The 13,860-nt window shown below is 41.4% G+C and carries 14 protein-coding genes; all 14 read right to left on the bottom strand.

The annotated features are described in order from the left end of the window. Positions 1-102 precede the first annotated feature (102 nt). Complete coding sequence (locus EG2_RS09740) at positions 103-954, bottom strand: helix-turn-helix domain-containing protein (RefSeq protein ID WP_060814550.1); 852 nt, start codon at positions 952-954, stop codon at positions 103-105. Between the two features lie 132 nt (positions 955-1,086). Further along, positions 1,087-1,794 carry a deoxynucleoside kinase gene (locus tag EG2_RS09735; RefSeq protein ID WP_060814549.1) on the bottom strand — a complete coding sequence of 236 codons (708 nt, stop codon included), beginning with the start codon at positions 1,792-1,794 and terminating at the stop codon, positions 1,087-1,089. A gap of 762 nt (positions 1,795-2,556) precedes the next feature. Further along, entirely contained in the window at positions 2,557-3,780 is a 1,224-nt protein-coding gene (locus tag EG2_RS09730) for an amidohydrolase family protein (protein WP_060814548.1), read from the bottom strand. A 19-nt stretch (positions 3,781-3,799) separates the two neighbouring features. Beyond that, on the bottom strand, positions 3,800-5,110 hold the full coding sequence (locus tag EG2_RS09725) for a citrate transporter (protein ID WP_374188600.1): 1,311 nt from the start codon (positions 5,108-5,110) through the stop codon (positions 3,800-3,802). A gap of 581 nt (positions 5,111-5,691) precedes the next feature. Beyond that, on the bottom strand, positions 5,692-6,510 hold the full coding sequence (msrA, locus tag EG2_RS09720; RefSeq protein ID WP_060814563.1) for a peptide-methionine (S)-S-oxide reductase MsrA: 819 nt from the start codon (positions 6,508-6,510) through the stop codon (positions 5,692-5,694). Positions 6,511-6,772: 262 nt separating this feature from the next. Beyond that, positions 6,773-7,417, bottom strand: a complete 645-nt coding sequence (locus EG2_RS09715; RefSeq protein ID WP_060814546.1) for a glucose-6-phosphate 1-dehydrogenase family protein — start codon at positions 7,415-7,417, stop codon at positions 6,773-6,775. Between the two features lie 29 nt (positions 7,418-7,446). Next, positions 7,447-8,187, bottom strand: a complete 741-nt coding sequence (truA, locus tag EG2_RS09710) for a tRNA pseudouridine(38-40) synthase TruA (protein WP_060814545.1) — start codon at positions 8,185-8,187, stop codon at positions 7,447-7,449. 160 nt (positions 8,188-8,347) lie between these two features. After that, entirely contained in the window at positions 8,348-8,854 is a 507-nt protein-coding gene (locus EG2_RS09705; RefSeq protein ID WP_060814544.1) for a DinB family protein, read from the bottom strand. Between the two features lie 95 nt (positions 8,855-8,949). Beyond that, positions 8,950-9,267: a carboxymuconolactone decarboxylase family protein gene (locus EG2_RS09700; RefSeq protein ID WP_005470766.1), complete on the bottom strand. Its 318-nt coding sequence runs from the start codon at positions 9,265-9,267 to the stop codon at positions 8,950-8,952. A gap of 13 nt (positions 9,268-9,280) precedes the next feature. Then, positions 9,281-9,694: a cupin domain-containing protein gene (locus tag EG2_RS09695; RefSeq protein WP_060814543.1), complete on the bottom strand. Its 414-nt coding sequence runs from the start codon at positions 9,692-9,694 to the stop codon at positions 9,281-9,283. Between the two features lie 151 nt (positions 9,695-9,845). Then, positions 9,846-10,727: a LysR family transcriptional regulator gene (locus EG2_RS09690; RefSeq protein WP_060814542.1), complete on the bottom strand. Its 882-nt coding sequence runs from the start codon at positions 10,725-10,727 to the stop codon at positions 9,846-9,848. A gap of 236 nt (positions 10,728-10,963) precedes the next feature. Continuing rightward, positions 10,964-11,932, bottom strand: a complete 969-nt coding sequence (lacD, locus tag EG2_RS09685) for a tagatose-bisphosphate aldolase (RefSeq protein WP_060814541.1) — start codon at positions 11,930-11,932, stop codon at positions 10,964-10,966. A gap of 19 nt (positions 11,933-11,951) precedes the next feature. Beyond that, entirely contained in the window at positions 11,952-12,407 is a 456-nt protein-coding gene (locus EG2_RS09680) for a fructose PTS transporter subunit IIA (protein WP_060814540.1), read from the bottom strand. A 15-nt stretch (positions 12,408-12,422) separates the two neighbouring features. After that, a complete protein-coding gene (locus EG2_RS09675) occupies positions 12,423-13,859 on the bottom strand; it encodes a PTS fructose transporter subunit IIC (protein ID WP_060814539.1) in 1,437 nt (478 codons plus the stop codon). Position 13,860 lies beyond the last annotated feature (1 nt).

Here is a 13,860-nt window from a genome sequence, read left to right as displayed (position 1 = left end):
CCAAAAAAGAACAACCTTTGATCTTTTGTTGCTAGATCAAAGGTTGTTCTCTATAAAACGGATCAAAAATAACGACTCATTTTCATTTGCTTTAGTCATGCATCATTTTAGCTGTTTTTTCATCTGATTTAACTCATTGATCAACAGCCGATTTTTGTTGATTTTTGCAAATGCAAGTGCATCTTGTATCAATTCTAGAATGACGGAAGCTGGTTCGCCGGCAGCTTGGGCATTTTTGGCCAACTGTGCAGCTGCACGAGCCAGATAATAGGTCAAATGATTCTCTGAGCAAATGGCGATCGCATAATTTAATAGTGCATTGCTGGTTTCAAGATCATTCGTTTGCGCGTAAAAAACCCCGCAATGGAAAACGATATTCAAAACGCGCCAGATGTCTTCCGTTGTTTGGATGGGATACGTATAAATTTCGCTAAATACTTTATCGAAATATACTTCCGCTTTTTCCAACTCTGCTTCACGCGCATAAGCGATGCCGATCCCCGTGTAGGCCAACAGTTGAAATACTGTGTCTGTCGTCTTTGACATCAGTAATTGATCAAAATGGAACAAGACATCCGTGAAAGGCGCCTGATTAAAAACCATCTCGAACCCTTTAAGATAATAATAACGAGCTCTTAAATCGGCGTCTTTGATCGTTTTGGGATCGATTTTCTCCAAAATTTGAGCCAATTGTTCAAATTCACTGGTAATCAGCGAAAATTCAGCTTTTTCTAGTTGTTCATCGAGTTGTGAATTCACCACATTGATTGAAGAAAAAAGATCCACTAAAGGCAGATTGATTCGATTGCATAACTTGATCAATATTTTCAAGGAAGGGACTTGTCCATTATTTTCAAACCTACTCAGAGTTGCTTGTGTGCAAATACCCTCTGAAAGTTCTTTTTGTGACATCCCAGCAGCCTTTCGGGCTGCAATAAATTTCTCTACATTCAATTGCCTTTCCCCTCTCCGCTTCAACTTTGGCAGCCATTCAGTATCGATATGATTTTAGCATGTTTTTTTGAAAACAGGCACCCTCTTTTGATTTTATTTTTCACTTGTGAAGGGGAAGACTCTACGGAACAATTACTTTTCTGAGAAATCGCCTTTTACGACAGCCCGCTGGGTTTGATAGATTCCTTTCTCTTTTCCTGTACGTATCTCGGCTAGCTTTGTTTCGATCATTTTCATAATTTTGTTCAAATTTTGAGGGTCTGCTACAAAATCTAGTTCATCCCCATCGATCTGCATTTTTGGACAGACATCAAAATTTTCATACCAAGCATCATACCGTTCGTTCAACAATTTGTAGTAATCATACAAACTTGGATCATTTGCCACCTGTTCATACGAACGTCCTCGCTTACCGATCCGATCGATCATAGTCTCCAAAGAAACTTTGATGTGGATCATCAAGTCTGGTTGTTTCATTGGAGCGGAGTCTTCCAACTCACGCAGCATCGTGTTCAATAAATTGTCGTATTGCTCGACTTCCATTGGTGAGATCCTTCCAAGATCTGCATTCAAATGAAACATCATGCTGTCTTCATAAATCGAACGGTCGATCACATTGTCATCGTGAGACAAGGCTTCCCGCATTGCAAGAAAACTTTTATTCAAAAAAAAGATTTGCAACAAAAAAGCATATCTTTCTGGATTTGAGTAGAACAATGGTAACACATCATTGTCCTCAACATTTTCATAAAATGGTTTTGAAGCCATTTCCTTTGATAAAAAATCGGTCAAACTACTTTTACCTGCTCCAATCGTTCCTGCTATCAATAACACATGCATCCATCCTTCTTACTAAAATATCGTTGAGCCATCCTTGTCTCGCTTTTTCCCTCACTGATAAACCTAACACTGAATCTGATTCAAAGCATAGGCGTATCTTTACATGGCATTTGGTTAGCAGCAAAATACTCATAAAAAACCTTGCTTACTGATTTCTCTTTGATAACAAAAGATTTCTCGCGACTAATGTCTCAGTGGCAACCTCTCTAGTGTATCAAATCCATCACGTATTACAAGATTGAAGATCCTTTTTCCAATAACGGCACTCTTCTGCTAACAGGTTGTCGTCTAAACTCGTACGTTTCTCAGAGTCGTAATGGCAGAATCTTTATGCTTGTTTGCCTCACTTCGACACAAATCCCTGCTAAACGATGATGACAAAAACAGCGCTCCTTCCAAACTTCAAGATCCATTTTACCTAATCTTTAAAAAAAGTAAATACAATATATAGTGAACAGAGTGTAAGAAAAAGATTAAAAAACACTATATATTGTGAAGTAATGGTATCCAACGGAAGGAAATATTCAGTCACTGCAGCTGATTTTGTTATTCATTCTTCCCCCCAAAAAACACAACACCTGCTCTCCTATCAGAAAAAAGAGCAGGTGTTGTGTTTAAAATGTTGCTATTCCACTTCAATGGATCAGCAATCAGTCGTTTTTGTCGCCTTGAATCAAAAAACAAACTCTAGCTAGGATATATCCTTTGTGTCAGTGAACTGATTTCAGCCCCTTTCCACTAAAAAATATCTTTCCATGATCCTTAACGTAAGATTTCGATCGTTTTCTCGATTTTAACCGTTACACGACCGTTCTTGATCACATAAACCCGTTCGGGAATATCAATCAATGCATTGCTTTTCGACTTTGTATCTAACAATACAAGATCAGCTTTTTTACCAACAGCTAATCCATAATCAGCTAGTTTCAACGCTTTCGCCGTATTGGTAGTGATCATCGGTAAAACCGTCGGCAAGTCGGCAGCCCCACCTAAGTGAGCAACCGGAACAGCTAGCATCGCAATCTGAATCAAGTCCCCATTCCCATAAGGTGTGAAGGCATTGCGGATGTTGTTGCTTCCTAAGCAGATATTTACACCACCATCTCTTAATTTGCGAATCGGAGTGACTGCACGACGCACATTATAAGGATCGTTTCTCGCCCCTAAATGAAGATCGGTGGCAGGCAATGGCATGACATTGATTTGTGCTTCAGCCATCAATGAGATGACTTCTGTTAATGTTTCAGGCGGCATCGCATGCAACGCGGTCAAATGACCTACGGAGACACGCCCGTGATAGCCTTCTTTAATGGTCTTCTCACACAGATAAACAATTGATGTCTCATCTGCTTCATCAGCAAAATCTTGATGGAGATCAATGTCTTTATCAAACTGTTTGGCAATCGAAAAAACCAAATCAATATGCTCATTGGCTGGTGCATCATTATAAGGAATCCCCCCTACAACGTCGGCACCTTTTTCCATTGCTTCGATCATCATCTTATCAGTACCAGGCGCCTGGAAGATTCCTTCTTGGGGGAATGCGACAACTTGCATATCAATCAAATCCTTGTATTCTTCTTTTAATCGCATGATCGTATCAAAGCCCGTAAATCCTTGAGCTGGATCAAACTCTGCATGAGTCCGCACAGCTGTCGTACCATGAACGATCAGCATCTCAAGTGCTTGTTTTGCCCGTTGGTATATGTCTTCTTCTGTGAAAGTTGGCTTTAATTTTGCAGTAACCGCGATAGCTTCTTGCAGTGTGCCGGAATTGTTGGGTTCACGGTCAGCGATCAATGCTTTATCCAAATGAATATGGCTTTCTACAAGACCGGGAATCAGCACTCGTCCATTGGCCTCGATGGTCTCATTTGCAGCTGTTTCGATGGATGGTGCGATCTCGACGATTTTGCCAGCAGTAATGCCAACGTCTTTTAACTCTTCTCCATCCTCGATTCTTGCTTGTTTAATTAATAGATCCATTTCTTTTCCTCCCTCTTACTTACCCAAAAATCAAACCAATGAACAACAATATAACTGAAGCAAGACTTAGCCATTTCACATTTCCTTTGACCACATCCAAAATGGGGATTTGGAATCCTGAAGATAGTGCTTGCATCGTGATGTTGACGAAACTCATTTGACTGCCTAAGCCCACGCCCATTGTGACAAAACCTAAAGCAATCGGTGGGAATCCTAAGGAAACGGCGACTGGCAAGACAAGTGTCAACACTGAGCCCACATATGCTCCGGCAGGAATACCAATCAAGACTCCGGTCAAAATCGCCACAGGTACTACAACAAATTCCGGTGCGTTCTGAGCTACCCCAGCAATGACGGCAAACGTTCCTGTTTGCGCAATGATATTGATGAATGCCAAGAAGATTCCCACTTGAAAGAGACGAGTCAGAATATACGTTGATCCATCTACCATTGCTTCCACCGATTGATTCATTGAAAAATCAGTACATAAGTAAATCAATGCTAATGTGATTACCATATAAACAAGCGGTGTGAAGAAAACAAAACCAATCAAGTCATTGACTAGCGGGCCGAATATAACTGCAAAAAGCAAGAAAATCGCTGGTAATGTGATTTTGAACAACTCGCCATTACTTTTTGTTTCATATTCATTTTCTGCAGAAGCTTTAAAGCCGATGTGACGACGCTTCGTTCCCCAAAAAGCCAAAACGATAGCTAATAAGACAAACAACAACCAAAAAGGACGCATCTCAACAACATAAGAAGAAACGCTAAAGCCGCCCAGTTTGGAAACAATACTTGATTCTAAAGAGGCAGGAGAAGTTGTAAAAGAGACTGCTGCCGCTAGCGACATGGCTGCAATCAATTCTGGAACCACTCCCACTGCTGCAAAGGCTAGTGGTGCGATCACCATTGCACTGCCGCCGCCAATACCAGACATATAAGTAGCTGCTGCAAGCAAAATGACAATAAATGCAGAAACATATTCTACCTTGCCTTTTGTTCCTCGTTTAGCCAAAGTCAAAGCTGCCGTATAGCTTCCCGCTTTGAAGACAGCCATTGCCACAGCAGAATTGATGATGGGGACAGTGATACTCAACATCGTTGGCACAGCTTCCAACAGTTGCGTATTGGCTTCTGCTAAACTGATCCCTCCGATAATCATTGCTAGTATACCAGCAACCAGTCCAGCAATGATCATATCTACCTTTCTAAATAAAAGAACTAAAACCAAGACCAATGGAACTAAAACCAAAATAGCTTTAAATCCTGTTGGTGCAACGATTTGGTCAATTGCTTCTTCTGCATGTACAGCAATGCCATAAAACATTCCTACAAACATAGCAGCAAGCAAAAAGACCCATTTTTTAAATGTTTTCATTTTTCCACGTCCTTTTTTGGATAAAAATAAATGCATTGAAAAAAACGAATGATTCAGTCTATTACGTAACTAACAAAATAGGTTATTCCATTTAGAGATACTCAAACGGGACCTGCTTTCTTCTTTCTATAAAACAATTACTGCCGATTACCTATTGAAATCAAAATGAGATCACTCTTAAAAAACTGCCCCTTTCACTACTTGCTATTCAGCTACAAGTTCTCTGAGCCACTCCTCCCTAAGAATCATTCACTGCACTATCCACTACTAATAAACGGCCACAAGATGCCATTGGTGAATCCTTTTGAAGTTGTCGGACTACAAATACACCGTTTTTTTGTGGGAATGATTCTTCCTTTTGTCCTTTTCTGCCTATCTTCCTGTTTTCTATTTTACGCGAATGTGAATCCGCTTTCTTTGGACGTTATTCTAAAAAAAACGATCTTTTTTTAGCCAATTGTCTAAATCATTTGTATCAAAGTGAAAAAAAAGCAGCTGTCCTGCCTATTCTGACCAGCCACTTTTATCAATTATCTGGTTCCACTGAAGAAACGCTTAATCCGTTGATAAGCCAGCAATTGTTTGCGGGCACGTTGAATCCGGCGATACCGATGAGGATTTTTTTGGTAAAACCCTTGATGGTAATTCTCGGCTGGCCAGAAAGTCGTGGCTGGTCTAATCTCTGTGATGATTGGTTTTGTATAATGACCTGACCGTTGCAGCTGTTCTTTTGACGCTTCAGCAATCACTTGTTGCTGCGGATCTCCGACAAAAATGATTGGTCGGTACTGCTTTCCCCGATCTTGAAACTGTCCACCAGCATCTGTGGGATCCGTCAACTGCCAATACAATGAGACTAGTTCCTCATACGTAATCAACCGATTGTCAAAAATGATTTCCACTGCTTCTACATGTCCGCTTAACCCGCTACTGACTTGATCGTACGTGGGATGCGGGATATTCCCGCCGGTATATCCTGAAAGAACAGAAGTGATCCCTGTTTTCTGTTCAAAAGGCTCCACCATACACCAAAAACAACCCCCCGCAAAAATGGCTGTTTCTTGATGACTCCAGTCAGTGATTTGATGTGTCTTTGTTTTTTGAGTGGTTTGAGTTGTTTCTATTCCTGTTAACTGATCATAAAAATCCTGTAAATCCGGTGTCAAGTTGCCTCGAAGTGCCAATGGTCGTAAAGCAGCTTCCAACTCTGATAGGACCATTTTTTGTTCTTGCCCGGATTCTAAGCGATCTCGGGCTGCCAACAATTGGGATCGCTCCCAATCTCTTGTCCCCGGATTGATGATCAAATTGTAAAGCTGACTTAATCGTTCCTCGTCCATCCTTCTCATCCTCTCTGCCAGCAAAACTTTGAATTGTTCCATCCTCTTGCAATTACTTGAAATGATTTATATGCAAATTACCATATTTCCTTCATCTGGCCTACTGATTCGCTTTCTGACCAAAGAAAAAATTCTCTAAATGACAAAAAAACCGAACAAATAGCGGTACAGACCATCAACATAGGGGGAAGGTCTGAAATTCCTGTAGAACAGAAATCAGCTATCGTTCAGTTTGAGGTATTTTGCTGTTTGGTTATCTTAAGAGCATTGTTTATCTTGTTAGTGAAAAATACAATGGGCTTAATTCTTCTAATGCTTCAGTCGTCAATCTCTCAACATCTTCGATGCTCTCTGATGGAAACCAAAGTTTGCCGATTTGAAAACTACGTCCTTGCAGCTTTTCTTCAAGTTGTCTTTGTTTTTGCGGCTCTGAGAGGTATACAGCTAATGGGCAATGATCTTCTAGTTCATGTTCCACCTGTGGCCAAATATAATAATCAGCCAAATTTTTGTCTTTGCTCCATTGTTCAATCTGCCAGCGTAAGTCATTATAGGCTGCTAAACTCCCTGAACGTTGGTCACTTTTGTAATGTTGGAACATTAAATAGACTTGATATTGCTTTTGATTGATCAATGCAGCTAGGCAGGCATTTTGATTCGGATGTGCCTCATTCCGATAAGCACACCAAAAATGACTGCGCAAATTCCAACCATTCGTCCAACTCTCAACTTTCGGCTGAAGGTCTGCTGATACATTGGTTGCGACAGTCATTTGGATATGTTTCCATTTTTGCCAACTCATTTGATAATCCTCTTTCAGCCGCTGAATTGTTTCTGGTGGGTAAATGTCTTTGAGTTGTTTAAAGGCAAATACCTCACGGTCGAATAAATCAAAATCTTCCTTAGCAAATTCCATAACGTCACCTTACTTTTAAGCTCTATTTTTTAGTGGTAGTAAACAGCATCTAGGAACAATCCTTGGGAAGGCACTGTCTCTCCGGCTGCTTTTCGGACTTGATTCGTAAATATCTCATCGATCGCGGAAATGTCCATTGTACCCGCACCAATCTCTAAAATCGTCCCGGTGATGATCCGTACCATTTTATAAAGAAAGCCATCACCTTTAAAACGAAAACGGAGCATATCGCCTTCTCTTGTGAGTGAGAGTTCCTCGATTGTACGAGTAGTGGATTTTTTGGTCTTTTTTAATGCAGAAAAGCCAATAAAATCATGAGTGCCAAGAAACTTCTCACAAGCTGCTTGCATTTTGTCCCAATCAAGCTCTTGCGGACAATGAAAACTCCGATGACGTTCAAATACGGTTGGAATCGGACTATTCCAGACATAATAACTGTATTGTTTGCCGGTCGCATTGTAACGGGCATGGAACCGTTCAGAGGCTTCTGCCACCTCTTTGATGACGATGTCTTGAGGTAGGTAGCGATTCAGGAATTGCAACATCTTTTCGGGGGACAAATCGCTTGCTGTCTTGAAATTGGCGACTTGACCTCTGGCATGCGTCCCTGCATCTGTACGTCCAGACCCGATGATTTCGATTTTTTCATTTGTCATTTGTGTCAAAATACTTTCAATTTTCTCTTGGATCGTTCGATCAGAATCGCCTAAACGTTGCCAACCCAGATAGCGCTTGCCATCATATTCAATCGTAAGTTTAATATTTCTCATTTATTTTAATTGCTCCTGTCATCAATGATTTACCCAAAAAAACGGGTTCCCTTGCTTATCATAAGGGAACCCGTCACCGGTGTAAATGCTCTAAAGAAGATTTTAGCGATATTTCAAGAAAACAGCCAAAGATTCAAATTTCTGATGTCGTTAAAAACTTTTATTTCCCAATCACTAATCTCCTTGTATAGACTGCTTGGCCCGAATGCATGACTGCATCATCGACGATGGAGACGATCCGAGCTTGTCGTGTCACAGCTGGCGTCCAGTTCTTATCAATCACTTCTGATAAGCTAGTTTCATCGATAGACTGAAGGTAATTAACTGCTAACTCTACACTAGCGGAAAGATAATCCACTAATAGTTCTTTTTGATTAACGATTACCTTGGCGGCTTCTTCTGGTGTATGACGCCAATCTTCTGTATCGTCAGGCAAATCCAATGCAAATCGCTTCGTCCAGTCCGCTAGCCAAAGTGGTTCTTGATCCGCCAATGCGGAAATCTGCAGATCGATTTCGCGAGCGGTATGCCAGATCAGCCAAGTGACTGACTTGATCAGTGGCTCCGGCATCGTGTTCGCTTCCGCGATACTCATTTGCGCCAACGTCTCTTCAAATCGTTCTTGGGCCCGTTGCAATGTCTCGATCGTCAATTGTGTTTCCTTCATGATACTCCTCCTCCTTAGTAAGTGCTTATCTTTACTCTACTACAGAAAAAGGGAGAAACCAATTAATCAACCTGCAGGTAAAAAGGACTGAAAAATTATTCTTCCGCATAAATTTCTTTGGCTAAATTGAATGCCGACCATGCTTTAGGCCATCCGGCATAGAAAGCCAAGTGTGTGATCAATTCAACGATCTCTGCTTGAGTCACACCATTTTCTTTGGCGATTCGTAAATGAGCTTCTAATTGAGGCACACCTTGTGTCAGAAGGCTGGCAACAGTGATCAAACTGCGATCTCTGGCGGACAATTCTTGTTCTCTAGACCACACTTCTCCGAATAATACGTCATCATTCAATGCCGCAAACTGAGGGGCGAAGTCACCTAATCGTTCGCTTCCTGCTGTTTGTTTTTTCATACTCATTGCCTCCTTATTTTTTTAACTGCTGATAGTCTTCCTCCGCCACAGCTTCGAGCCACTCAGGCGTTCCGGCAGTAATTGCCAGATGTTCAAACCAACTATCTTTTGCTGCGCCATGCCAATGCTTGATGCCATCATGGGTGACGACAATATCTCCTGCTGTCAAAAATTGGGCTGGTTTTCCTTCTTCTTGATACCAACCTTCACCACCAGTAACCAGCAAAATCTGATAACCATCATGATGAATATGCCAATTGTTGCGGCACCCTGGCTCAAAAGTTACATTCCCAACGCCAACATTGATCGAGGGGTCTGCAACTAAAGTGTTTAAATAACTTTGTCCAACAAAGTATTGGGCATACGCTTCATTTTTTGTGCCACTTGGGAAAATCACGCCATCTTTTACTTCTTCAAATTTTGCCATTGCTTGTCTCCTCCTTGCATACCTCTTTGTCTGATACCATTATGCCATTTTGTCAGCTTTCACAATCAATAAAGCGACAATCCTTTCAATAACTTACAAGTTCATGTTACTGCTTGATTTACCATTCGTCCAATACTTGTTAAGCTGATTTCTATGCTTGCAAAGCATGCTTGAATTTCTTCAAAAATGTTTGGACTGTCGGCGCCAAAATCGTCTCTTTTCTCCATACCAGAACACAGTTCGTTTCCAGGGGTGGCGCAAAGGGGATGAATTTTGTTTGTTTTTCTCGATGATGAATCGCTCCAGCAATTGCTAAAGCAGCAGCAACATTGTTTTCGACCAATAAAAGGACATTAAAAATCAAATTGTATCTCCCGACGATCGTCAACTCTTCTTCAACGAATCCGCCCCACGTGCAAAACATTTCCAAAACTTCATTACGACTCGAACAAATCAACGGTGTGTTGAGGATGTCTGCAGGTGAGATACTGCTTCGATCAGCCAACGGGTGTTCATTCGCAACAAACAGCCCCCAGACTTCTTTCTTAGGCAATGTCAGCCGATTGTATTGATCCGTCGTTGCAGGATCAATCAAAATCGCCACATCAAGCAAGCCTTTATCAAGTTTTTCCAGAATATCATTACTAGTTCCGCTAAAAATAGTAAAAGACACTTGGGGGTGATCAGTAACCATTTCTTCGATGATTTGTGTGAGCAAATAGGAGTTTTCTGCTTCCACACAACCAATCGCAATTTGTCCATTCAGAATCGTCTCCTGATAATTGAACAATTCTTGTTCTGTTTTCTGATTCAATTCAAGAATTTCTTCTGCGCGCTTTTTTAAAAACAGACCTGCTTCTGTTAAATAAAGTTTCTTATTTTGGCGGACAAACAATTCTGTATGCAGCCGCTCTTCAAACTCTCTGATTTGTCTGCTTAAAGTGGGTTGCGTGATGTTCAGTTTTTTAGCTGCTTGGGTAATATTTTGTTCCTCAGCTACAGCTAAAAAATACTTTAATATACGGGTTTCCATCGAAAACTCCTTTCTTCTATGACACAACATTTTTCCTACTGTTATCTCAGATTTTCGGGAAAAGAACGCATCCTTATTTATCTGCAACAACGAATACTAGCTTTATTCTACCACCTAACTAGAAATTCTTGACTGCTATTCGTTTGGTTCATCCAAACAAAAAGGCCCTTCATTCACTGAAGAGAACGAAGGAACCAATCGGATTGATTTTCAGTTGTTTCTAATGAACGTTTTTATTACAAGTGAATCGGTGTAGCAGTCTTTTGCAGAACATTGTTTAGCGCTTCAATGTTTGTACGTCCTTGAGTCTGCAGCCACTCTTTCGCCGCACTTTCTCCCTGAGTCACAAAAGGCTCCACACCGTTTGCCCAGGTTGCTCGTCCACAAAGTACGCCATTGAATTTTGAGCCGGATGTTTTGGCAAATTGCAGTGTTTCTTGGAACAATTCAGCTGAAACCCCTGCACTTAAGAAAATATAGGGCAGACCCGTCGCTTCCGCTTGCTCTTTGAAATAAGCCGCCGCTTCTTCTTTAGTATAAGCAGCTTCCTCCGCATAGCCCTCTACATAGTTTATATTCACAGGGACTTCCACTTTCAAGATATCAACGCCATAGCGTGCTTGCGAAAATTCTCGCATCATATCATTTACTTTATGAGGTTTTTTCAAAGCATATTCTTTCGAAGTGGTGTCTGGGATAGCAGCATCATAAGAAACCAGTTCTAAGAAAAATGGTAGATTTTCAGCAAGGCATTCCGAACCAATCCGTTCGATAAATGCCTTCTTTTGATCATTGATCTCGTCAGGTTCGTCCACATCATAATAGAGCAAAAACTTACAAGCATCCGCGCCATTTTCTTTTAGCCGTTTCACAGACCAGTTGGACAAAAGATCGGGCAAACGCCCCGGAGTTGAAGCATCATAACCGGTTTTCTCGTAGGCTAACAATAGTCCAGCTTGTTCATCCCGAACTTGGGCTGCTGGCAATCCGTACTCTGGATCTAATAAAATTGCTGAGGCATAGGGCGTCAACTCGGCTGACACGATTTTTTTGAAGGCACTGATTTGCTCTGTCGTGACTGAATGGTCTTGGAATCTGCCAATCATTTTTTTCAAAGCCCCTCGTTGATCAATGGCTAATGCACTAATAATGCCATTTTCATTACATAGCTGTTGGATATATGCTTGCTTATTTGATAATGTCATGCTTTCACTACTTCCTTTTTTAGTTTTCTGCCAGTTTTCCATTCAAAATTTCGGCAATTTCAGCAGGAGACTGTGCTTGCTTCAAACAATTTGTCACATCTTTATGCATCAAAAGCCGTGCCACTTGAGACAATAGTTTCAAATGAGTCGTTCCCGCTTCTGAATCAGGTATAAAAAGAGCAATAATAAAATCGGTCCCTTCTCCATCCAAACTTTTCCAATCGATTTTGCTATTTAATTGGACGATGATGACATTGGCTTCTTCGATACTGTGATCTTTCGCATGAGGAATAGCAAATCCATCCATCATCCCCGTTGTACTCTCTTCTTCTCTTGCTAGCAATTTTCTATAAACAGCAGCTTGATCACTGCTGATGCCTAGAGTAACTGCTTGCGTTGCAAGGAAGGTCATTATTTCGTCTTGTGTCACAAAATCTCGCTTCATAAAAATGTGGTCTGTTTTGATCAACGTCATTTGTCTTCCTCTTTTCTATTCTTTCGCTGTTTCTTTCCATTCAACAGCTGACACTTCTGCTTCACGTTTTTCTACACTGCGTTTTTGGATGAATCCTAAAATTACTCCACCTATGATCGAGCCAAGTAAAATCGAACCTACCCAAGCAATTTTTCCCGTGACAACCGGCAATACTAAAAAGCCGCCATGAGGAGCAGGCACTTGGACTCCAAACATATAGGTCAAAACCGCTGCGATCGATGAACCCAACATCATCGTAGGCAGAACACGCAGAGGATCTTTGGCTGCAAATGGAATCGCCCCTTCAGTAATATGCGTTGATCCTAAAATAAAGTTGACTAGCCCTGCATTGCGGTCGTTCGTATCAAAATATTTTCCAAAAAATAAGACAGCAAATCCCGTAATCAATGGTGGCGCGATACATGCCGCAGAAACACCTGCCATAAAGGTATGGTTTCCTTGAGCTAACAATGCCGTACCCGTAACGTAAGCGGCTTTATTGACGGGACCGCCCATATCAAATGCGGACATACAGCCAACAATGATGCCTAAAATCAATGGATTCGAATTTTGGAATCCTGCCAAGAAATCCATCATACCTTGATTGATCGCTTCCATCGGGCTTGCTAACAAAGACATCACCACACCAATGACTAATACACCAATCACTGGATATAAGAAAATAGCCTTCAATCCATCTAATTGTTTCGGTAATCCTTTCATGACTTTTTGCAAGAGCAGAATAAAGTACCCAGCTAAGAATCCCGCGAAGATCCCGCCTAGGAAACCAGCGCCACCAGCATTGGCTAACAAACCGCCGACAAATCCCACAACCAAACCAGGACGTTTAGCAATCCCTTCCGCAATGTACGCTGCTAAAATAGGGACCATCATTCCCATTGCCGTATCCCCAATTCCCTTTAACATCGCTGATGTTGGATTATATGTTGGGTCATTGGGATCAAAAGAGTAGACACCCCAAATCGCGAATGAGATGGCGATGATCACGCCCCCTGCTACGACAAATGGCAACATATGAGAAACACCATTCATCAGATTTTTATAAATACTATGTCCGATTCCAGCAGCCATTCCCCCATCTGCTTGCTCCAATGCATCGACCGTCTTGTTTTCTGCAATCATCGACCCTCTCAATGCTTCTTCAATTAGCTGATCGGCATCTTTGATTCCTTTACTGACTGGAACATTGATCACGCGTTTTCCCGCAAAACGTTCCGCTTGGACATCTTTATCTGCAGCAATAATGACCGCATCTGCATTTTTTATCTCTTCTGGCGTTAACTGGTTTTCTATCCCCACTTGTCCATGAGTCTCTACTTTAATAGCTATTCCTTTGCGTTTGGCGGCTTGTTCCAACGCTTCTTGTGCCATATAGGTATGGGCGATCCCAGTGGGACAGCCCGTTGCAGCAACAATCTTGTAAGTGGTCATT

The sequence above is a fragment of the Enterococcus gallinarum NBRC 100675 genome, assembly GCF_001544275.1.
GTDB lineage: Bacteria > Bacillota > Bacilli > Lactobacillales > Enterococcaceae > Enterococcus_D > Enterococcus_D gallinarum.
Note: the sequence above shows the minus strand (reverse complement) of the source record. Positions and strands in the feature narration are given on the sequence as shown.

Coding starts and splice junctions, on each gene's coding strand:
- EG2_RS09735 (WP_060814549.1), bottom strand. CDS start 1,794: ATGCATGTGTTATTGATAGCAGGAACGATTGGAGCAGGTAAAAGTAGT.
- EG2_RS09730 (WP_060814548.1), bottom strand. CDS start 3,780: ATGGATCTATTAATTAAACAAGCAAGAATCGAGGATGGAGAAGAGTTA.
- EG2_RS09725 (WP_374188600.1), bottom strand. CDS start 5,110: ATGTTTTATGGCATTGCTGTACATGCAGAAGAAGCAATTGACCAAATC.
- msrA (WP_060814563.1), bottom strand. CDS start 6,510: ATGAGAAGGATGGACGAGGAACGATTAAGTCAGCTTTACAATTTGATC.
- EG2_RS09715 (WP_060814546.1), bottom strand. CDS start 7,417: ATGGAATTTGCTAAGGAAGATTTTGATTTATTCGACCGTGAGGTATTT.
- truA (WP_060814545.1), bottom strand. CDS start 8,187: ATGAGAAATATTAAACTTACGATTGAATATGATGGCAAGCGCTATCTG.
- EG2_RS09705 (WP_060814544.1), bottom strand. CDS start 8,854: ATGAAGGAAACACAATTGACGATCGAGACATTGCAACGGGCCCAAGAA.
- EG2_RS09700 (WP_005470766.1), bottom strand. CDS start 9,267: ATGAAAAAACAAACAGCAGGAAGCGAACGATTAGGTGACTTCGCCCCT.
- EG2_RS09695 (WP_060814543.1), bottom strand. CDS start 9,694: ATGGCAAAATTTGAAGAAGTAAAAGATGGCGTGATTTTCCCAAGTGGC.
- EG2_RS09690 (WP_060814542.1), bottom strand. CDS start 10,727: ATGGAAACCCGTATATTAAAGTATTTTTTAGCTGTAGCTGAGGAACAA.
- lacD (WP_060814541.1), bottom strand. CDS start 11,932: ATGACATTATCAAATAAGCAAGCATATATCCAACAGCTATGTAATGAA.
- EG2_RS09680 (WP_060814540.1), bottom strand. CDS start 12,407: ATGACGTTGATCAAAACAGACCACATTTTTATGAAGCGAGATTTTGTG.
- EG2_RS09675 (WP_060814539.1), bottom strand. CDS start 13,859: ATGACCACTTACAAGATTGTTGCTGCAACGGGCTGTCCCACTGGGATC.